General features: G+C 60.0%; 15 protein-coding genes. 9 read left to right on the top strand and 6 right to left on the bottom strand.

All coding sequences use genetic code 11. The features are described 5' to 3' along the window. Positions 1-39: 39 nt before the first annotated feature. From EIY72_RS06025 to gcvH, 3 genes are all read left to right on the top strand, one after another. Positions 40-1,656 (top strand): ABC transporter permease, encoded by a 1,617-nt coding sequence (locus EIY72_RS06025; RefSeq protein WP_093228828.1) that lies wholly within the window; start codon positions 40-42, stop codon positions 1,654-1,656. 155 nt (positions 1,657-1,811) lie between these two features. Then, positions 1,812-2,894: a glycine cleavage system aminomethyltransferase GcvT gene (gcvT, locus tag EIY72_RS06020; RefSeq protein ID WP_093228831.1), complete on the top strand. Its 1,083-nt coding sequence runs from the start codon at positions 1,812-1,814 to the stop codon at positions 2,892-2,894. Positions 2,895-2,945: 51 nt separating this feature from the next. Beyond that, on the top strand, positions 2,946-3,329 hold the full coding sequence (gene gcvH / locus EIY72_RS06015) for a glycine cleavage system protein GcvH (protein ID WP_093228835.1): 384 nt from the start codon (positions 2,946-2,948) through the stop codon (positions 3,327-3,329). A gap of 49 nt (positions 3,330-3,378) precedes the next feature. Here the strand turns inward: gcvH and EIY72_RS06010 are convergent, their stop codons facing one another. Further along, positions 3,379-4,518 (bottom strand): DegT/DnrJ/EryC1/StrS family aminotransferase, encoded by a 1,140-nt coding sequence (locus tag EIY72_RS06010; protein ID WP_093228838.1) that lies wholly within the window; start codon positions 4,516-4,518, stop codon positions 3,379-3,381. A gap of 154 nt (positions 4,519-4,672) precedes the next feature. Between EIY72_RS06010 and gcvP the strand changes: the two genes are divergently transcribed. Then, complete coding sequence (gene gcvP, locus EIY72_RS06005; RefSeq protein ID WP_093228841.1) at positions 4,673-7,546, top strand: aminomethyl-transferring glycine dehydrogenase; 2,874 nt, start codon at positions 4,673-4,675, stop codon at positions 7,544-7,546. 53 nt (positions 7,547-7,599) lie between these two features. Here gcvP and EIY72_RS06000 read toward each other — a convergent pair whose 3' ends face one another. The 3 genes from EIY72_RS06000 to EIY72_RS05990 form a co-directional block, all read right to left on the bottom strand. Beyond that, positions 7,600-7,920, bottom strand: coding sequence for a DUF2388 domain-containing protein (locus tag EIY72_RS06000; protein WP_197678882.1), 321 nt, complete (start codon positions 7,918-7,920; stop codon positions 7,600-7,602). Between the two features lie 65 nt (positions 7,921-7,985). After that, a complete protein-coding gene (gene tfpB / locus EIY72_RS05995) occupies positions 7,986-9,764 on the bottom strand; it encodes a type IV pilus assembly ATPase TfpB (protein ID WP_093228847.1) in 1,779 nt (592 codons plus the stop codon). A 90-nt stretch (positions 9,765-9,854) separates the two neighbouring features. Beyond that, entirely contained in the window at positions 9,855-10,193 is a 339-nt protein-coding gene (locus EIY72_RS05990; protein ID WP_093228850.1) for a hypothetical protein, read from the bottom strand. Positions 10,194-10,319: 126 nt separating this feature from the next. Between EIY72_RS05990 and EIY72_RS05985 the strand changes: the two genes are divergently transcribed. Further along, positions 10,320-10,784, top strand: coding sequence for an Lrp/AsnC family transcriptional regulator (locus EIY72_RS05985; protein WP_093228853.1), 465 nt, complete (start codon positions 10,320-10,322; stop codon positions 10,782-10,784). An 87-nt stretch (positions 10,785-10,871) separates the two neighbouring features. On the opposite strand, the gene EIY72_RS05980 is transcribed toward EIY72_RS05985, so the two are convergent. Continuing rightward, positions 10,872-12,239, bottom strand: a complete 1,368-nt coding sequence (locus EIY72_RS05980) for a CYTH domain-containing protein (protein ID WP_093228856.1) — start codon at positions 12,237-12,239, stop codon at positions 10,872-10,874. 157 nt (positions 12,240-12,396) lie between these two features. On the opposite strand from EIY72_RS05980, the gene argE reads away from it, so the two are divergent. Next, positions 12,397-13,566, top strand: coding sequence for an acetylornithine deacetylase (gene argE / locus EIY72_RS05975; RefSeq protein ID WP_093228858.1), 1,170 nt, complete (start codon positions 12,397-12,399; stop codon positions 13,564-13,566). Between the two features lie 266 nt (positions 13,567-13,832). Beyond that, positions 13,833-15,131 (top strand): amino-acid N-acetyltransferase, encoded by a 1,299-nt coding sequence (gene argA / locus EIY72_RS05970; protein WP_093228862.1) that lies wholly within the window; start codon positions 13,833-13,835, stop codon positions 15,129-15,131. A 99-nt stretch (positions 15,132-15,230) separates the two neighbouring features. On the opposite strand, the gene tauA is transcribed toward argA, so the two are convergent. Further along, positions 15,231-16,220, bottom strand: a complete 990-nt coding sequence (gene tauA, locus EIY72_RS05965; protein ID WP_093228865.1) for a taurine ABC transporter substrate-binding protein — start codon at positions 16,218-16,220, stop codon at positions 15,231-15,233. 365 nt (positions 16,221-16,585) lie between these two features. On the opposite strand from tauA, the gene EIY72_RS05960 reads away from it, so the two are divergent. Together EIY72_RS05960 and EIY72_RS05955 are read left to right on the top strand one after the other, a co-directional pair. Further along, the gene (locus EIY72_RS05960; protein ID WP_093228868.1) at positions 16,586-17,917 is read left to right on the top strand and encodes an OprD family porin; all 1,332 of its coding nucleotides are present in this window, start codon (positions 16,586-16,588) and stop codon (positions 17,915-17,917) included. 411 nt (positions 17,918-18,328) lie between these two features. Beyond that, entirely contained in the window at positions 18,329-19,690 is a 1,362-nt protein-coding gene (locus tag EIY72_RS05955) for an OprD family porin (RefSeq protein ID WP_093228871.1), read from the top strand. Positions 19,691-19,967 lie beyond the last annotated feature (277 nt).

The following is a 19,967-nucleotide window of genomic DNA, read 5'->3' as shown; positions in this document are numbered from 1 at the left end:
GCAGATGTGTGTTCACTCCACATTTTTTAGAGAAATTTCTTGGCCCACCCCGCCCAACGCCGCTGGTACCCCATCGTTTTCGCCATCGCTGCGCTGGTCCTGCTCCCCCTGAGCGTCCTGTTGCTGTCCTGGCAAACCATCGATCAGCAGATCTGGTCCCACCTCTGGGACACACAGATGTCACGCCTGCTGGGCAACACCTTGACCCTGGTACTTGGCGTCGGTGTCGGGGTGACGCTCCTCGGTGTCAGCCTGGCCTGGCTCACCAGCCTCTGCGAATTCCCTGGCCGGCGTTGGCTGGACTGGGCGCTGATGCTGCCGTTTGCAATTCCCGCCTACGTGCTGGCGTTTGTCTTTGTCGGTCTGCTCGATTTCGCAGGCCCCGTGCAAACCTTGCTGCGCGAGTGGTTCGGCATGGGGCTGCGGTTGCCGCGCGTACGCTCCACAGGCGGGGTGATCGTGGTGCTGGTGCTGGTTTTCTATCCTTATGTGTACCTGCTGGCCCGCACCGCATTCCTCGCTCAGGGCAAAGGCCTGATGGAAGCCGCGCGCGTACTGGGGCAATCGCCCTGGCAGGCGTTCTGGCGAGTTGCGTTGCCAATGGCGAGACCGGCTATCGGTGCCGGCGTGGCCCTGGCCCTGATGGAAACCCTGGCGGACTTCGGTGCAGTATCGGTGTTTAACTTCGATACCTTCACCACGGCCATCTACAAGACCTGGTACGGGTTTTTCAGCCTGTCCACCGCTGCACAATTGGCCAGCCTGTTGCTGCTGGTGGTGATGCTCGTGCTGTATGGCGAGCGCCGGGCTCGCGGGGCCAATCGGGCGAGTAACGAGCGGCCCCGGGTCAAGGCGCTGTATCACCTGCACGGCATCAAGGCGTTGGCGGCCACGACCTGGTGCGCACTGGTGTTCGCTTGCGCCTTCGTCATTCCCATGCTGCAACTGGTCGTCTGGTTCTGGCAGCGCGGGCGCTTCGATCTTGACGAGCGTTACACCGCGTTGATCGTTCATACCCTGTACCTGGGTGGCATGGCGGCGTTGATCACCGTCAGTGCGGCCCTGCTGCTGGCATTTGCCCGGCGGCTGGCACCGACGCCGATGATCCGCAGCGGGGTCAGCCTGGCCAACCTCGGCTACGCCTTGCCGGGCTCGGTGTTGGCGGTATCGATCATGCTGGCGTTCAGTTACCTCGACCGCGAGCTGGTGATCCCGCTTTCAAACTGGTTCGGTGGTGCGGGCAAGCCACTGCTCTTGGGCAGCCTGTCGGCCCTGTTGCTGGCCTATCTGGTGCGCTTCATTGCCGTGGCGTACGGACCACTGGAAAGCAGCCTGGCGCGTATACGGCCCTCTTTGCCCGAAGCGGCACGAAGCCTTGGCGTCAGTGGGCCGCGACTGTTTTTCAAAGTGTATCTGCCGTTGTTGCTCCCGGGCACCTTGAGTGCCGCGTTGCTGGTGTTTGTCGACGTACTCAAGGAAATGCCCGCGACCTTGCTGATGCGCCCGTTCGGCTGGGACACGCTGGCCGTACGCATCTTTGAAATGACCAGCGAGGGTGAGTGGGCGAGGGCGTCTCTGCCGGCGTTGACCCTGGTTCTGGTCGGGCTGTTGCCGGTCATCGGATTGATCCGGCGTTCGGCGCATCGAAACAGCTAGGTGTCAGTCCTACACCTTGCGGCTACAATGCGCGGCATTCGGTGCGGTCTGTCTGACAGACCAGGTAACTGAAATCGGCTGAGAGCCCCTTTTTTCAAGGCTTTTAATCGCTCAGTGCCTGTCCGCGCCTTCGCCACGCCCGGAAGGAGAAACCCATGGGACAGCGTACGCCTCTGTATGACCTTCATCTCGCCCTTGGCGCGAAGATGGTCGATTTTGGCGGTTGGGACATGCCCCTGCATTACGGATCGCAAGTCGAGGAGCACCATCAGGTGCGCCGTGATTGCGGTGTTTTTGATGTGTCCCACATGACCGTGATCGATGTCAGCGGTGCCCAGGCCAAGGCCTGGCTCCAGCATTTGCTGGCCAACGACGTCGAACGCCTGCACAGCCCCGGCCGTGCGTTGTACAGCACCATGCTCAACGAGCAGGGCGGCATCGTCGACGACATGATCGTCTACCGTCTCGATGACGGTTACCGACTGGTGGTCAACGCTTCCACGCGCGACCAGGACATGGCCTGGATGCAGGCTCATCTCGCCGGCTTCGATGTTCAGCTCAACGAACGTTCCGAATTGGCAATGCTGGCCATTCAAGGCCCGCACGCTCGCCAGAAGATTGCCGAACTGGTCAACCAGTCCCGCGGCAACCTGATTCAGCTGCTCAAACCTTTCGAAGGCCAGCCCGACGGCGACTGGTTCATCGCGCGTACCGGTTACACCGGTGAAGACGGGCTGGAAATCATTCTGCCGGCTGATCAGGCACCAGGCTTTTTCAACGACCTGGTCGGCGCCGGGATTTCTCCGATTGGCCTGGGTGCCCGGGATACCTTGCGGGTCGAGGCCGGTATGAACCTCTATGGCCAGGATATCCAGCAGGACATTTCACCGCTGGCGTCGAACATGGCCTGGACCATCGCCTGGGAACCGGCCAGCCGCCAGTTCATCGGTCGCTCTGCGCTGGAAGCCGAGCAGGCTGCCGGGGTTAAGCACAAACTGGTCGGTCTGGTCCTTGAGGAGCGCGGCGTTTTGCGTGCTCATCAGGTGGTCCGTATCGCCGATGTTGGCGAAGGGGAGATCACCAGTGGTAGTTTCTCTCCTACGCTTAGCAAGTCGATTGCCCTGGCGCGCGTGCCGATGGCAACTGCCGACCGCGCCGAAGTGGAAATCCGTGGCAAGTGGTACCCGGTCCGGGTGGTCAAACCGACCTTCGTACGTCACGGCAAAACCTTGATCTAACATTTTTCCGGCGGGCAACGACCGCCGACCATTTTTCTGAGGACACAGAACATGAGCGATATCCCTGCCGACCTGCGTTTTGCCGAAAGTCACGAATGGGCACGTCTGGAAGCCGATGGCACCGTCACCGTGGGCATCAGCGATCACGCGCAGGAAGCGCTGGGCGATGTGGTGTTTGTCGAGTTGACTGAAGTCGGCAACGTGTTTGCCGCTCAGGATCAGGCCGGTGTCGTTGAATCGGTTAAAGCCGCTTCCGACATCTATGCACCGATCAGCGGTGAAGTGATTGCCGTCAACGACGCACTGAGCGGCGAGCCTGAGCTGCTCAACTCCGATCCGTACGGCGCGTGGATCTTCAAGCTGAAGCCAAGCAACCCGGCAGAGTTGGAAAAGCTGCTGGATGCCGCCGGCTACAAGGCTGCAATCGGCGAGTAATGCCCGCCCTCGCAGGAGCCCGCTTGCTGCCGGCTCCTGCGAGGTCTGTTTATGGCTTCAAAACAGCCTTAACCGCCGCCACCGACCGCTCCACATCCGCCTTGCTCATCGCCGTGAACATCGGCAGCGAAACAATCAGTCGACCAACCCGCTCGGCGACCGGGAACATGCCCTCCTTGAAACCGCGTTCGCGGTACAGGCTCAACAGGTGAATCGGCGGGTAGTGATAGCCGATCCCGACACCCAATGCCTGCATCTGCTCCATGAACGTCGCTCGCGCCGGCTTGCCATCAGTGCGCTCGGGCAACACCAGCTGGAACAAATGCCAGTTGCTCTGGGTGAAATCCGCCGGAGGCAGTTGCGCGCCGTACTGCGCCTCGAAATCCTCGCCGAAGCAGGCGAAGTAGTGTCTGGCCAGCTCACGACGATGGGCGGTGATGGCCTCGATGTGGGCGAATTGCCCCAGGCCAATGGCGGCGGCCACGTCGGTCATGTTGAATTTGCCACCCAACACATCGACGTCCAGACCATCGAAACCGGTTCGGGTAACACCCTGCAGGCGGTACTTCTCCGCCAGTCGCACCTCTTCGGCGTTGTTCAACACCAGGCAACCGCCCTCGGACGAAGTGACGTTCTTGTTGGCCTGGAAGCTGAAGGAGACGAAGTCGCCAGTGGCGCCAATGCGCTGGCCGTTCCAGCTTGAACCCAGCGCTTGCGCGGCGTCTTCGATGATCCGCAGGCCGTGCTTTTGCGCCAGGGCGTACAGGCGGGTCATGTCCACCGGCAGCCCGGCGAGGTACACCGGGATGATGGCTTTGGTGCGCGGGGTGATGGCCGCTTCCAGTTGATCCAGATCGATGTTGCGGGTCACCGGGTCGATGTCGGCGAACACCGGTGTGGCGCCGACTTCAAGAATGACGTTGGCGGTGGCCACCCAGGAAATCGGTGTGGTGATCACTTCGTCGCCTGCCCCGATACCGGCGATACGCAGGGCGATTTCCATGGTGCAGGTGCCGGAGTTGAAGGTGCGCACCGGGCGACCGCCGAAATACTCCGACAATTGCGCTTCAAAGGCCTGGACCTTGGGACCGCTGGTGATCCAGCCGGAGCGCAGTACGTCACCGACAGCGGCGATCGTTTGTTCATCGATAGTGGGTTTGGAAAATGGCAGGAAAGGCAGTTGGCTCATGGATTCAGTCACCCGATCAGCGGACGTTAGGCAAGTGGCGTGCATGATGATCCGGTTTGCCGGGCGGCGCTACATCTTGCGCTCGGGGATCGGCTGCTATGCTGTTTTGACCGTGTTGCATCGACGTTGAGCGCCAGTCAAAAGAGAGCCCGTCATGTCCCAGCTGCCGTCCCTGAGCCAGTTACGCGACCCCAATGCCTTTCTCCGTCGTCACCTCGGACCCGATGCCGCCGAGCAACAGGCGATGCTCGACAGCCTCGGGCTGGGCAGCCGGGTGGAACTGATCGAGCAAACGGTGCCGCCAGGCATTCGCCTGAACCGTGCCCTGGACCTGCCGCCGGCCCTGGATGAAGAAGCTGCGCTGGCCAAACTGCGTGGCTACGCCGAGCAGAATCAGGTCTGGACCAGCCTGATTGGCATGGGCTATCACGGCACCCTCACACCCGCGGTCATTCTGCGTAACGTGCTGGAGAATCCCGGTTGGTACACGGCCTATACGCCCTACCAACCGGAAATTGCTCAGGGACGGCTGGAAGCACTGCTGAACTTTCAGCAACTGACCATCGACCTCACCGGGCTCGAACTGGCCAACGCCTCGTTGCTCGACGAGGCGACCGCCGCAGCGGAAGCCATGGCCCTGGCCAAACGGGTCGCCAAGTCCAAGAGCAACCTGTTTTTCGTCGACGAACACTGTCACCCGCAAACCATTTCCGTGGTGCGCACCCGCGCCGAAGGTTTCGGCTTCGAATTGATCGTCGATGCTGTGGATAACTTGAAGCAGCACCAGGTGTTCGGCGCCTTGCTGCAGTATCCCGATACGCACGGCGAGATCCACGACCTGCGCCCGCTGATTGACCATCTGCACGCACAGCAGGCGTTAGCCTGCGTCGCGACCGATTTGCTGAGCCTGCTGTTGCTGACTCCGCCGGGCGAACTGGGCGCCGACGTGGTGTTCGGCTCGTCCCAGCGGTTCGGCGTACCCATGGGTTACGGTGGACCCCACGCAGCCTTCTTCGCCAGCCGCGATGAATACAAGCGGGCAATCCCAGGACGCATCATCGGCGTGTCGAAAGATGCGCGCGGCAATACGGCCCTGCGCATGGCTCTGCAAACCCGCGAGCAGCACATCCGCCGGGAGAAGGCCAACTCCAACATCTGCACCGCTCAAGTGCTGCTGGCCAATATCGCCAGTTTCTATGCGGTGTATCACGGCCCGGAAGGGCTCAAGCGCATCGCCCAACGCGTTCATCGATTGACCGGCATTCTCGCCGAAGGCCTGGAGCGCAACGGCATCAAGCGCATCAACCAGCACTTCTTCGACACCTTGACCCTGGACGTCGGCGGCACTCAGACCGCAATCATCGAAAGCGCCAAGGCAGCGCAAATCAACCTGCGGATCCTAGGGCGCGGGCATCTGGGCTTGAGCCTGGATGAGACCTGCGATGAAACCACGGTGGCGAAACTGTTCGACGTGTTCCTGGGCGCCGATCATGGTCTGGACGTCGCGACGCTTGACGCGCAAACCTTGCCGGACGGCATCCCCGCCGGATTGATGCGCACTTCGCCTTGCCTGCGCCATCCGGTATTCAGCAGCCATCACAGCGAAACCGAAATGCTGCGCTACCTCAAGCAGCTGGAAAACAAGGACCTGGCGCTCAATCAATCGATGATCCCGCTGGGTTCCTGCACCATGAAACTCAACGCCACCAGCGAAATGATCCCGATCACCTGGCCGCAGTTCGCCAACCTGCACCCGTTCGCGCCGAAAGAGCAGGCCGTCGGTTACCGCTTGATGATCGAGGAGCTGGAGCGCTGGTTGTGCGCGATCACCGGTTTCGATGCGATCTGCATGCAGCCCAACTCCGGCGCCCAGGGCGAATACGCCGGGCTGTTGGCCATTCGCAAATACCATGAGAGTCGGCATGAGGGCGGCCGGGATATCTGCCTGATTCCCTCGTCGGCCCACGGCACCAACCCGGCGTCGGCACAAATGGCCGGCATGCGCGTGGTGATCGTCGAGTGTGACGAGGCGGGCAACGTCGATCTGGAAGACCTGAAGGAAAAAGCCGCCCACGCCGGGGATAAACTTGCCTGCCTGATGGCGACTTATCCCTCGACCCACGGTGTGTATGAAGAGGGCATCAGCGAGATCTGTGAAGTTATCCACAGCCACGGCGGCCAGGTGTACATGGACGGCGCCAACCTCAATGCCCAGGTCGGGCTGGCGAGGCCGGCGGACATCGGCGCCGACGTGTCGCACATGAACCTGCACAAGACCTTCTGCATTCCCCATGGCGGTGGCGGGCCGGGCATGGGGCCGATTGGTGTGCGGGCGCACCTGGCGCCATTCGTGGCCAATCACCCGGTGGTGCCGATTGACGGGCCGAACCCACAGAATGATGCCGTCAGCGCGGCGCCCTGGGGCAGCGCGAGCATTCTGCCGATCAGCTGGATGTACATCGCCATGATGGGCCCGCAACTGGCGGATGCCAGTGAGGTGGCGATCCTGTCCGCCAATTACCTGGCCCGGCATCTGTCCGGTGCGTTTGCCGTGCTCTACACCGGGCGCAACGATCGGGTTGCCCATGAGTGCATTCTCGACCTGCGGCCGCTCAAGGCGGTGACGGGTATCACCGAAGAGGATGTCGCCAAGCGTTTGATGGATTACGGCTTCCATGCGCCGACCATGTCATTCCCGGTGCCCGGTACCTTGATGGTGGAACCGACCGAGAGCGAATCGAAAGCGGAGCTGGACCGCTTTATCGGGGCCATGCTGAGTATTCGCGCAGAGATCAACGAAGTGCAGAACGGCAACTGGCCGGCGGAGGACAATCCGCTGAAGGGCGCGCCGCATACCTTGGCCGACATCACCGGGGTCTGGGAGCGACCCTACAGTATCGAGCAAGCCGTCACCCCGGACGCGCACACCAAGGCGCACAAGTACTGGCCGGTGGTGAATCGGGTGGATAATGTCTACGGCGACCGCAACCTGTTCTGCGCCTGTGTGCCGGTGGACGATTACCGCTGAAACACCCATAAAAAATGCCGCTCAGGTGAGCGGCATTTTTGTTTGCGCAACGATTACTCGGAAGCCACGGCATTCTTCGCCAGGATCGCGTTCGCCAGTTCCATATCGGTGGCTTGAAGCCCTGGATTATCGGCGCGGACTTTCTGCATCGCCGCCTCCAGATACGGGCCACGAATGCCGCCGTCGCTGGCGACAAAGCTGCCTGCATCGTCCTGGGCGGCGACGATCAGTTTGTGATCCTTGAACGTCAGGTAGGTCGAACCGGTGGTGGCGCCGGACGACAGGACGTTACGCCAGAAGCTGTCAGCCATCGCCGACCCTACAGGCAGGGAAAGCAAGGCGAGGGTGGCGACAGCAAGTTTGAAACGCATGATAGATGACTCCGCTGGGTTAACTGGAACCTTGGATTGCCGTTCACCCGTTCCGGTTCCATTGCTCATCATTCGCTTCGTGGGGTCACTCTCAGCACCTCTTCAACGGTGGTCAGGCCGGCTGCGATTTTCTGTGCACCTGACTGGCGCAAGCTGTACATGCCTTCCTGGCTGGCCTGTCGTCGCACAGCCAGAAGATCAGTGTCCGGCTTGATCAGTGCCTTGATCTCTTCGCTCAGTGGCATGATTTCATAGACCCCGGCGCGGCCATGAAAGCCGGTCTCGCGACATTCCGGGCAGCCGACCGCACGCTGTGAATGCTCGGGAGGCGGCGCTTGCCAGGGTTGGGTCAAGGTTTGCCAGTCTTCCTGCGCCAACGGCTGGGACGCCTTGCAGTGCGGACAAAGCGTTCGCACCAGGCGCTGAGCCATGACCCCCAGCACCGTCGCCTTGATCAGGTAGTGCGGCACGCCGAGTTCCAGCAGGCGGCTGATGGCGCCTGGCGCGTCGTTGGTGTGCAGCGTCGACAATACCAGGTGGCCAGTGAGCGCGGCCTGAATGGCGACTTCGGCGGTTTCAAGGTCGCGTATCTCGCCGACCATGATGATGTCCGGGTCCTGGCGCATCAGCGCGCGCACACCGGCGGCAAACGTCAGGTCGATGTTGTGCTGGACCTGCATCTGGTTGAACGCCGGCTCGACCATTTCAATCGGGTCTTCGATGGTGCAGAGATTGACCTGTGGCGTCGCCAGTTTCTTCAGGGTGGTATAGAGCGTGGTGGTCTTGCCTGATCCGGTTGGCCCGGTGACCAGGATGATGCCGTGGGCCTGTTCGGTCATGGCTTGCCAGCGCTGCAGGTCGTCCGCGGAGAAGCCCAGCTGGTCGAATTCCTTGAGCAGCACCTGCGGGTCGAAGATACGCATGACCATTTTTTCGCCGAAGGCGGTCGGCAGTGTCGACAGGCGCAGTTCGACTTCGCCGCCATTCGGGATGCTGGTTTTCACCCGGCCGTCCTGGGGTTTGCGTTTTTCCGCGACGTTCATGCGGCCCAGGCTTTTCAGGCGGCTGACGATGGCCGTGGTCACCTGCGGCGGGAATTGATAGACGTTGTGCAGCACGCCATCGATGCGAAACCGCACGGCACCTTGCTCGCGCCGGGGTTCGATGTGGATATCGCTGGCGCGTTGCTGGAAGGCGTACTGGAACAGCCAGTCGACGATGTTGACGATGTGGGCGTCGTTGGCATCCGGCTCCTGATCGCTGGCGCCGAGCTTGAGCAGCTGTTCGAAGTTACCCGGGGTGTTCGCCGGCGAGTCCGCACTGTTGGCGCCGGTCACCGATTTGGCCAGGCGAAAGAACTCCACACTCAAACGCTGGATATCGAGCGGATTGGCCACCACACGTCTGATCGGCAGCTTGAGCACATGGGCCAGATCGGCCTCCCAGCCACTGACGTAGGGTTGTGCACTGGCCACTGTGACGGCCGTGCGATCGACGGCCACGGCGAGGATTTTGTGACGCTGGGCAAAGGCGTAGGACATCAGTGGCGTGACGGCCGCGACATTGATCTTCAGTGGGTCGATTCGCAGGTAAGGCTGTCCAGCGTGGCGGGACAGCCACAGGGTCAGGCTCTCCAGGTCGAGTGGCTTGCCAGGACGGCTGAGGTCATCCAGGCGTTGGTTGGCAATGAATTCCAGTGGATGCATCTGACCATCCACCACGTGGCGACGCCTGGCATTGAGGGTGTGTTCGGCCGAATCCTGGCTGATCAGGTTCTGCGCGACCAGCTCGCGCAGCACCTCATTGAGATCCAGCCAGCGGTCCTGGATGGCGGGTTGGGCGGGCATGCGGTTTCCTTTTGAACGACAGTTCGCGAAGGATAGCCGTGGCCCGCCAGACCGCTGGGCCACTACCCGACAAAGCCGTGTCGGGGTTTTTCAGCCCGCCGCCTTGACGTCTTCAGCCCAGGCGCAATCAACCTCTTGCAATTCAACCGAGCAGACGCTGATCAGGTTACGAAGTTTTTCTGCAATCACTTGCGCGCGGTGCCAGCTCAACCCGTCCACGACAATGTCGATGGTCAGCAGGTCCGTCAGGCGTTGCACATTGACCTGTTGCGGCGTGAGGCATTGCAGGGCGAACAGGTTAAGTGCACGGCACAGCAGATCGGGCTCGGCCTCAGCCTGTAACTGGTAGCGAACGCGGCAATGCGCGTTGCCAACACTCCAGACATCGGCACGGGTGGGCGAGGTGTTTACGGCTTCAAGATGCGGCATGCTCGGACTCCAGAATCACTGGAGAAATATTTACATCCTGAGCGGGGTATTTCTTCTCTAAGATGATTGGAAATCGATGATTCAAGAATCATTCAATTCTTAACCATAGAGTTTCAGGGTTTATTTATGCATAGCGAGCTGGACGCCTATGACCGCAAGATCCTCGCGTTGCTGCAAGAGGACGCTTCCCTCTCCAGCGCACAGATCGCCGAGCAGGTGGGGCTCTCGCAGTCGCCGTGCTGGCGAAGGATTCAGCGGATGAAGGAGGAGGGCATCATTCGTGGCCAGGTGACCTTGCTCGACCGCAAGAAAATCGGCTTGAACACGCAGATCTTCGCCGAGGTGAAACTCAACGCCCACGGCCGCTCGAACTTCACCGAGTTCACCGAAGCGATTCGCGGTTTTCCGGAAGTGCTGGAATGTTATGTGCTGATGGGGGCGGTGGATTTTTTGCTGCGGATCGTCACGGCGGACATCGAGGCGTATGAGCGTTTCTTCTTCGAAAAACTGTCGATGGTGCCGGGGATTCAGGAGGTCAATTCGATTGTGGCGTTGTCGGAGATCAAGTCGACCACCAGTTTGCCGGTTTAGCTATGCAGTGAATGGGTTGGCCCCATCGCCAGCAAGCCGATTCCTACAAAAACAGGTGTAGAAGCCGACATGCTGGCGATGACGGATTTACAGACGCAGCAGCATTTTCCAGGCACGGTTCTGATACACCGCAATCGCCTGCTGCTTGCGCGCATCCAGGGCTTCATCGGTGATCGATTCGTTGGCCAGTTGCGCCAGCTTGTTCAGCTCACCGTACAGGCGATCCATTTCCGGGATCTCCAGAACGTTGCGCGCATGGTGCAGCCAGACCTGGATGCGTTCGATGCGCGGCAGTTGCTCGGCGAGGTCTTCGGGTTGCTGCTGGTAACGCTGCAGTTGCAGTGAGTTGGCTTCTTCGCCCAGCAGGCGCGGCAGCCAGCTGCCCAGTTGTGCAGCGCCCTGGCGATTGCCACGGGTATTACGCTCGGCGGCCCAGGTGCGGGCCAGCAACCAGCGCGAGGCGTTCAGGGAGAACTGGCCCCAGCGTGGGTCTTCGAGTTCTTCGAGGAACTGCTCCGGCGCGGCTTTGCGCACATCTTCATCGTCGAGGCCGGCCTGTACCAGCGGACGCCAGTCTTCCAGCAAGGCATCGAGCGCCACACGCAGGTCGTGGGTCGACTGGCGCGGTGCCGCCTGGCCGAGGCTGCTGAGCAGGGCGCGCATTTCCGCCAGGTTCTCGACCCAGTCCTGCAACAGGCGCCAGTGGCCATTGAAGCGATACTGCTCGGCCAGACGCTGGCTGCTGCCCAACAGGTGCCAGCTCAAGGCGGCAAAGGCATCATCCAGCGGCGTTTCGGCGCTGATCTGTGGCGCGGGCAGGCTCAGGGAATAGCTGTTGGCATCGTACAGACGATAACCGCGCTCGGCCTTGCTGATGTCGCACGGCATCAGTGCCAGTTTTTCTGCCAGTTCCGCCGCCAGCTCCAGCAATGCAGCCGGCTCGCCTTCGCGCAGTTCCAGTTCCAGCTCGCAGATTTCTTCTTTCTGCTTGCCGACCACGACATGGCCGAGGTCCAGCGCAGCTTCGATGACCACTTTGGTCTTGCCACGGCCCCAGGCGATTTCGGCGCGCTCGCGGACGAAGTCGGTGGTGAAGATCGGCTTCAGGGTTTTCTTGTCCAGATCAGCCAGCGCTTGCGGCCAGCATTCGCCGTCGAGTTTCTTCAGGTCCAGCTTGGCTTTGGGCAAGTTCCAGTCGTACTCGTTGCGAACGGACAGACCGGCAATGCTCTGGCCGCGGGTCTTGAGTGTCTGAATGACTTCTTCGCCGTCCTTGCGCAGGCGCAGGGCCACCTTGGCCTGGGCCAGGTCGCGCTCGGGCGTGTCGAAGTACTGGTTCATCAACTCACGGCGTTCCCAGCCATTTTTGTTGCGTTTTTTCAGTAACGGGTGCTCGCGCAGGGCGGCGAGGGTTTCGCGGCTGACGCGGAGTTTGATTTCGGTTTCTTTCTGCATGGCCGGAAAATCCAGGATCGGGAGCGCAGCCGGGGGAATATGTGGCTGCCAAGGTCGTGCAGTGTACAGCACTGGCCAAACCTACGCGCCGCAACGGTTTATTCCTGTCACTGGATGGCTCTATGATGGACCTCAATCCGGGAGTTGGGAGTCAGCGATGCCATTGCCGTCCATGAAAGAACAATTCGCCGCGCTGATTGCTGCACCGTCCGTCAGTTGTACCCAGGCCAGCCTCGATCAGACCAACCGCCCGGTGATCGACCTGTTGGCCACCTGGCTCGGTGAGCTGGGTTTTGCCTGTGATATTCAGCAAGTCAGCCCCGGCAAGTTCAATTTGCTCGCCAGCTTCGGCTCCGGTCCCGGTGGCCTGGTGCTGGCCGGGCACAGCGACACCGTGCCCTTCGATGGCGCGTTGTGGCAGACCGACCCGCTGAAACTGACCGAGGTCGATGGCCGTTGGGTTGGCCTGGGCAGTTGCGACATGAAGGGCTTTTTCGCCCTGGCCATCGAAGCGCTCAAGCCACTGCTCGATCAACCGTTCAAACAGCCCTTGCTGATCCTTGCCACCTGCGATGAAGAAAGCTCAATGTCCGGTGCCCGGGCATTGGCCGAAGCGGGGCGGCCGTTGGGGCGTGCAGCAGTGATCGGCGAGCCGACCGGGCTCAAGCCGATCCGCATGCACAAAGGCATCATGATGGAACGCATCGACATCCTCGGGCAGAGCGGCCACTCCTCGGATCCGCGCCTGGGCCACAGCGCACTGGAAGCCATGCACGATGCCATCGGTGAACTGCGTGGCCTGCGCCTGTTGTGGCAGCGCGAGTTTCGCAACCCGCAATTCGGCGTGCCGACGCCGACGATGAACTTCGGTTGCATCCATGGCGGCGACAACCCCAACCGGATCTGCGGGCAGTGCTCGCTGGAGTTCGATTTGCGACCCTTGCCGGGCATGGACCCGCAAGCGCTGCGCGAGGCGATCCTGCAGAAGCTCAACCCGATTGCCGAACGGCATCAAGTGAAGATCGACTACGCGCCGTTGTTTCCCGCCGTGCCGCCTTTTGAGCAGGCCGAGGACGCGGAGCTGGTGCGGATCGCTGAAAAGCTCACCGGGCATAGCGCCGAAGCAGTGGCGTTCGGCACCGAAGCGCCTTATCTTCAACGCCTTGGCTGTGAAACACTGGTGCTCGGCCCGGGTGATATCGCCTGTGCCCATCAACCGGGGGAATACCTCGAAATGTCACGTTTGCAGCCTACGGTGCATCTATTAAGGCAACTGATCGAACACTATTGCCTGAAACCGGCCCAATCCTCGGGGTCATTGGCTTGAACACGGTCAATGTGGGAGCGAGCTTGCTCGCGATAGCGGTCGACCAGCCGCCCTTGATGCCGACTGCAATGTCCTCATCGCGAACAAGCTTGCTCCCACAGGATCTGTGTTTTGGCCGATTAACCGTATAAATTGCCGATATCCCAACCCGTATTCATGAGGAGAGCGCGCGTGTCGCCAAGCCTGTTCCGACGATAACCATCAGCCCGCTGTGCGTTTTCCGCTTCGCCCATTTTTTGGCTGCTATTTATTACAGGCCCAGGTTCATGCCCGAATACGTTAACTGGCTTCGTCACGCTTCGCCCTACATCAACGCCCACCGCGATTGCACCTTTGTCGTCATGCTGCCCGGCGACGGCGTTGAGCATCCCAACTTCGGCAATATCGTCCACGACCTGGTGCTGCTGCACAGCCTCGGCGTGCGTCTGGTACTGGTCCACGGCTCCCGTCCGCAGATCGAAGCACGCCTTGCGGCGCGCGGCCTGACCCCGCATTACCACCACGGCATGCGCATCACCGATGCGGCGACCCTGGAGTGTGTAATCGATGCGGTCGGCCAGCTGCGCATCGCCATCGAAGCGCGCCTGTCCATGGACATGGCGTCTTCGCCGATGCAGGGCTCGCGCCTGCGAGTAGCCAGCGGCAACCTGGTGACAGCGCGGCCGATCGGCGTGCTCGAAGGTGTCGACTATCACCACACCGGCGAAGTGCGCCGGGTCGATCGCAAGGGCATCAACCGTCTGCTGGACGAGCGCTCCATCGTGCTGTTGTCGCCGCTGGGGTATTCGCCGACCGGCGAGATTTTCAACCTGGCCTGTGAAGACGTCGCCACCCGCGCCGCCATCGATCTGGGTGCGGACAAGCTGTTGCTGTTCGGCGCCGACCTGGGCTTGATCGACGCGAACGGGCATCTGGTGCGCGAGCTGCGTCCACAGCAAGTGCCGGCGCATTTGCAGCGCCTGGGCAGCAACTATCAGGCCGAGCTGCTCGATGCCGCGGCCGAAGCTTGTCGGGGCGGAGTAGCCCGCAGCCATATCGTCAGCTACGCCGAAGACGGCGCGCTGCTGACCGAGCTGTTCACCCGTGACGGTGGCGGTACGCTGGTGGCCCAGGAGCAATTCGAAGTGGTGCGCGAAGCGGCCATTGAAGACGTCGGTGGTTTGCTCGACTTGATCAGCCCGCTGGAGGAGCAGGGGATTCTGGTGCGGCGTTCCCGCGAAGTGCTGGAGCGTGAGATCGAGCAGTTCAGCGTGGTTGAGCGCGAGGGGATGATCATTGCCTGTGCGGCGCTGTATCAGATTGCCGATTCGGACGCCGGCGAGCTGGCGTGTCTGGCGGTGAACCCTGAGTACCGCCATGGCGGCCGTGGCGATGAGTTGCTGGAGCGCATCGAGACTCGTGCCCGGGCGCAGGGTTTGAAAACCTTGTTCGTCCTCACCACCCGCACCGCTCACTGGTTCCGTGAGCGGGGCTTCGAACCGAGCAGCGTCGAACGCCTGCCATCGGCGCGCGCCTCGCTGTACAACTATCAGCGTAATTCGAAGATTTTCGAAAAGACCCTGTAACCGTGTCGCCAGGCTCACTCCCACATTGATCTGTGTCCTGCACAAGTCCCTGTGGGAGCGAGCTTGCTCGCGATGGGCAGCGAAGCAGCCCCAGCCTTTTTACTCCGCAACAAACTTCGCGCTGACATACGGCGAATAATCCGCCAGCACCGTCTCCACTTTCCCCTGTTCTTTCAGAAACTTCGCCGTCTCGCCAATCGCCTTGGCTGTGCCGCCTTCCAGCAGCGCTGTGGACTGTTGCGCTTTGGCGTCCGGGAAGGCTGAACCTGCCAGCAATTCCGGCACATCGGCCGCGTTGGCACCAGTCAGTTTGGCGATTTTCTGCACCGGCACGGAATCAGCAGTCCAGGCGTTTTTATGTGCCGCATAGTCGGCAAATGAGTCCAGCGTGACCTTGGCGAATTTCGCAATCACCTCTGGATGTTTCTCTGCGTAATCCTTGCGCGCCACCCACACCTCAAAGGTCGGTGCACCCCATTGGCCGACTTCTGCGGCGTCGGTCAAGGTCTTGCCACTCTTACGAATTTCCCCCAGGGCCGGCGACCAGACAAATGCGCCGTCGATGTCGCCGCGTTTCCAGGCGGCGGCGATTTCCGCTGGCTGCAGGTTGACCACTTTGACTTTCGAGGCGTCCAGCCCCCAGTGCTTGAGCGCCCCCAGCAGGCTGTAGTGAGAGGTCGAAACGAAGGGCGTCGCGATGGTCTTGCCGATCAGATCTTGCGGTTTTTCGATGCCGCTGCCGTTGCGCACCACCAGCGCTTCGGCGGCGTTGATCTGGGCCGAGACGATGAACGCGACGATCGGCAGATTGCGCGAAGCCGCCGCTGCCAACGGGGACGAGCCGAGGTTGCCGATCTGCACGTCGCCAGACGCGATGGCCGTCACCACTTCCGGGCCGCTGTTGAAGCGTCGCCAGTCGATCGGCTGACCGATGGTTTTTTCATAAAGGCCATCGGCCTGGGGGACTTTGCTGGGGTCGATTCCGGTTTGATAACCGACGGTAAGACCGGCCGCATGAGCGCTAAAAGAAATTGCTAGCGATACACAAACTGTAACAATTGGTCCGGATAGTGCGCGTTTGATCGTCATGCGGTCGCCTCTTTTAGAAGATTTTGTTTCTGAATTACGTCAAAAACTAAACGATCTAAAAAAGTGACAATAAATACCATTTAGGAATTAGCTTATGAGCCACACCGCCTATTCTGGGGGTGGCTGGGGAATGGGGAGCTAAATTCCTAAACGGTATTAGAAAGGAACCAGTCAGTTCTTTTCAGGTTTATGACGAACTCATGACCTTGCATGGACCAAAAAACCTGTGATTAGACGATAGTCGTAGACACACAAAGTTACGATTGACTTGTGAGTCACGGTCTGGCGCTAATCGCGCATCTTAGGATTCCGGGCAGCGATTCGGGACCAGGAACACAAGAATTAGAATCCAGAGGAGCTTCACAATGAACAAGTCCACCTTGGCTTTGGCCGTGGCCGTAGGGGTTTTGGCGCAGCAGGCAGGCGCCGCCGGTTTTCTGGAAGACAGCAAGGCGTCCGTCAGCTCTCGCACCATGTATTACAACCAGGACAACCGTGAAGGTGGAGCGGACCAGAAAGAAACCGCCGAAGGTCTGAAATTCGATTACATCTCCGGTTTCACCCAAGGCACTGTCGGCTTCGGTATCGATGCCCAGGCGCTGGTCGGTATCCACCTCGATGGCGGCAAGGGGCACCACCCGGATTCCAACACATTCTTCCCTAGCGACAGCGACGGTTCGGCTGTGGACGAGTGGAGCCGCGCAGCGGCCAACGTGAAGGCGCGTTTCTCGAAGACTGAGGCTCACCTCGGTGGTGCTCTGGCTCCTCAGCTGCCGATCCTCCTGTCGAACGACAGCCGTCTGCTGCCTCAGACCTTCGACGGTGGCACCATCACCTCGAAGGAAATCGACAACGTGACCATCAACGCCGGTCAGCTCGAGCACTCGGCAGGTCGTGCCTCGTCCAACTCCACCGGCCTGGCCGTGGCTGGCGGTACCCAGGACAGCAACAAGTTCCTCTACGGTGGTGCTGATTGGAAGGTCACCAAAGACCTGACCCTGCAGTACTACTACGCGAACCTGGAAGACTACTACAAGCAGAACTTCCTCGGCCTGGTGCACGTGTTCCAGATCGCCCCGAATCAATCCTTCAAGACTGACATCCGCTATTTCGACAGCAGCTCCGACGGCAAGAACGGCGACGTGGGCTACCGCTTCAACAACAACAACGGTTTCGCCAAGAACCCGGGCGAGGTCGACAACAAGACCTGGAGCGCCATGTTCACCTACACCCTGGGTGGCAACGCATTCCTGCTCGGCCATCAGCGTGTCAACGATGACGGTGGTTTCGTCATGTTGAACCAAGGCAACGTGGTTGACAGCCGTGGCCGTCCGGAAGGGAACGGTGGTACCAGCTTCTACCTGTTCACCGACTCCATGATCAACAGCTTCATCCGTGCCGGTGAGAACACCACCTTCGGTCAGTACAGCTACGACTTCGCCGGCCTGGGTGTACCTGGTCTGAAAGCATCGATTGCCTACCTGCATGGCGATGACATCAAGGCGACGACTGGCAACGGTCCTGATTCGTCCGAGTGGGAACGCGACATGCGTATCGACTACACCATTCAGCAGGGCACCCTCAAAGGCCTGGGCGTAACGCTGCGTAATGGTGTTTACCGTGGTAGTGAAGTCAGCAACAGCCCTGACATTGACCAGACTCGTCTGATCTTCAACTACACCTACAGCTTCCTGTAACAGCGACAAGAAAAAGCCCCGGCTATTGTCGGGGCTTTTTTTGCGTTGTTTTTTTATATTCCATTAATAAAGTTAGTCATGTTTTTTTATTCTTTTTGGTTTTGAGTTGGTCCCTCTAAAGTAGCCCTCCGACCTTGATGGGGAGTGTCGGGCTCTATCGCGGTCATCCCTCGATATAACGGTGAGGTTCAGGAATCGGCCTTCGCGCCGATACCTCGGGTCTGGCGTGTGAAGATATATTCCATAGCGATATGAAAAATCGTATCGCCATTCTTTTTGGCTTTATGAACAGGTATTCTGCGGCCCCGCCGAAAGACCGGGTCAGACGGTATGCAGCGAATTAGCGTTTGGGATCCCGGGCGAACGATCCAGGACCGGAAACACAAGAATTAGAAAAGAGAGGAGCGATACATGAACAAGTCCACCTTGGCCATGGCTGTGGCCGTTGGGGTATTGGCGCAGCAGGCAGGCGCCGCAGGTTTTGTCGAAGACAGCAAGGCTACTTTGGGTCTGCGTAACTTCTACATCAACACCGATAACCGTGATGGTGCCGGTGCAAACAAAAACGAAGAATGGGGCCAAGGCTTCGATCTGCGTTTCACGTCGGGTTACACCCAAGGCACCGTTGGTTTCGGTGTCGACGCAATCGGTCTGCTGGGTGTGAAGCTGGACTCCACCAAGGCTAAATCCGGCAACGCAACTGGCGTATCCGACGGCGGTACTGTTTTCCCTACGGATGGCAATGACGGTGCGGCGGATTCGTTCGGCAGCATCGGTCTGACTGCCAAGGCCAAGATCTCCCAGACTGAGTTGAAGCTGGGTACGCTGCAGCCAAAACTGCCGGTCATCGTGACCAACGACGGTCGTCTGCTGCCGCAAACCTGGCAGGGTGGCCAGATCAGCTCCAGCGACATCAAGGACCTGACCCTGATTGGCGGTCAGATCGAGCAGGCCAAGGGTCGTAACTCCAGCAACAACGAAAACCTGTCGATCAACGGTTCCAATGGCAGCGGTAACAGCAACGCCACTGGTAACAATGCTCGCAGCAACAAGTTTTACTACGCCGGTGGTGACTACAAGCTCACCAAGGACCTGACGGCTCAGTACTACTACGGCAACCTGGAAGACTTCTACAAGCAACACTTCCTGGGCCTGGTACACAACTGGGCTATCGGTCCGGGCGTGTTGAAGTCGGACTTCCGTTACTTCAACAGCTCCGATGACGGCGCCAATGGTCACGACCCTGCCTATTTCAGCAGTGGCAACTACAGCGGTTCGGCCAGCGGACGCGGTAAGGTCGACAACAACCTGTACAGCGGCCTGTTCCTGTACACCGTGGCGGGTCACACCTTCGGTGGTGGTTATCAGGTCAGCAACGGCGACAGCGACTTCCCTTGGCTGAACCAGGGTGACGGTTCGTCGAACTACACCATCACTGACATGCAGATCCAGAAGTTCGGCCGTGCCGGCGAGCGCACCTGGCAGGCACGATACGCCTATGACTTCGCCAAGGTTGGCGTACCTGGCCTGACCGCTGGCCTGGTGTACTTGCACGGCGACAACATTGACACCGTCAACGCCAAAGGTGGCGAAGCTGCCAATGGCGCTTCCGAGTGGGAGCGTGACCTGAGCGTGGCCTATGTTGTGCAGGAAGGCCCATTGAAGAACCTGGGTCTGGCGTGGAAAAACGCTACCTGGCGCACCGACCTGCCGAACACCCGTTCGCAGGACGAAAACCGCGTCATCCTCAGCTACTCGATCCCGCTGCTGTAACAGCGCTCGCGTAACTGCATAAAAAAAGCCCCGCTCGGCGTCGCGCCGAGCGGGGCTTTTGCATTCAAGGTGGACTCACCCCCGTAACTCCACCTTGATTCCCTCTTTACAGCATCTCAAGGCCTTCTCGAACCTCGAGGTCGATCTTCGGCGCGTTGAACGGGGGCGTCCAGTGAACAGATCTTTAATATTTCTTAATGATCTAAATAAATCGATATTTATTCTTTTTAATAGATAAAAAACACAGGCACAGTTGAGCTCATCAAGCACTCACAAG

It is taken from the genome of Pseudomonas vancouverensis (assembly GCF_004348895.1).
Lineage (GTDB): Bacteria > Pseudomonadota > Gammaproteobacteria > Pseudomonadales > Pseudomonadaceae > Aquipseudomonas > Aquipseudomonas vancouverensis.
This window is presented reverse-complemented; position numbering and strand designations above follow the sequence as displayed.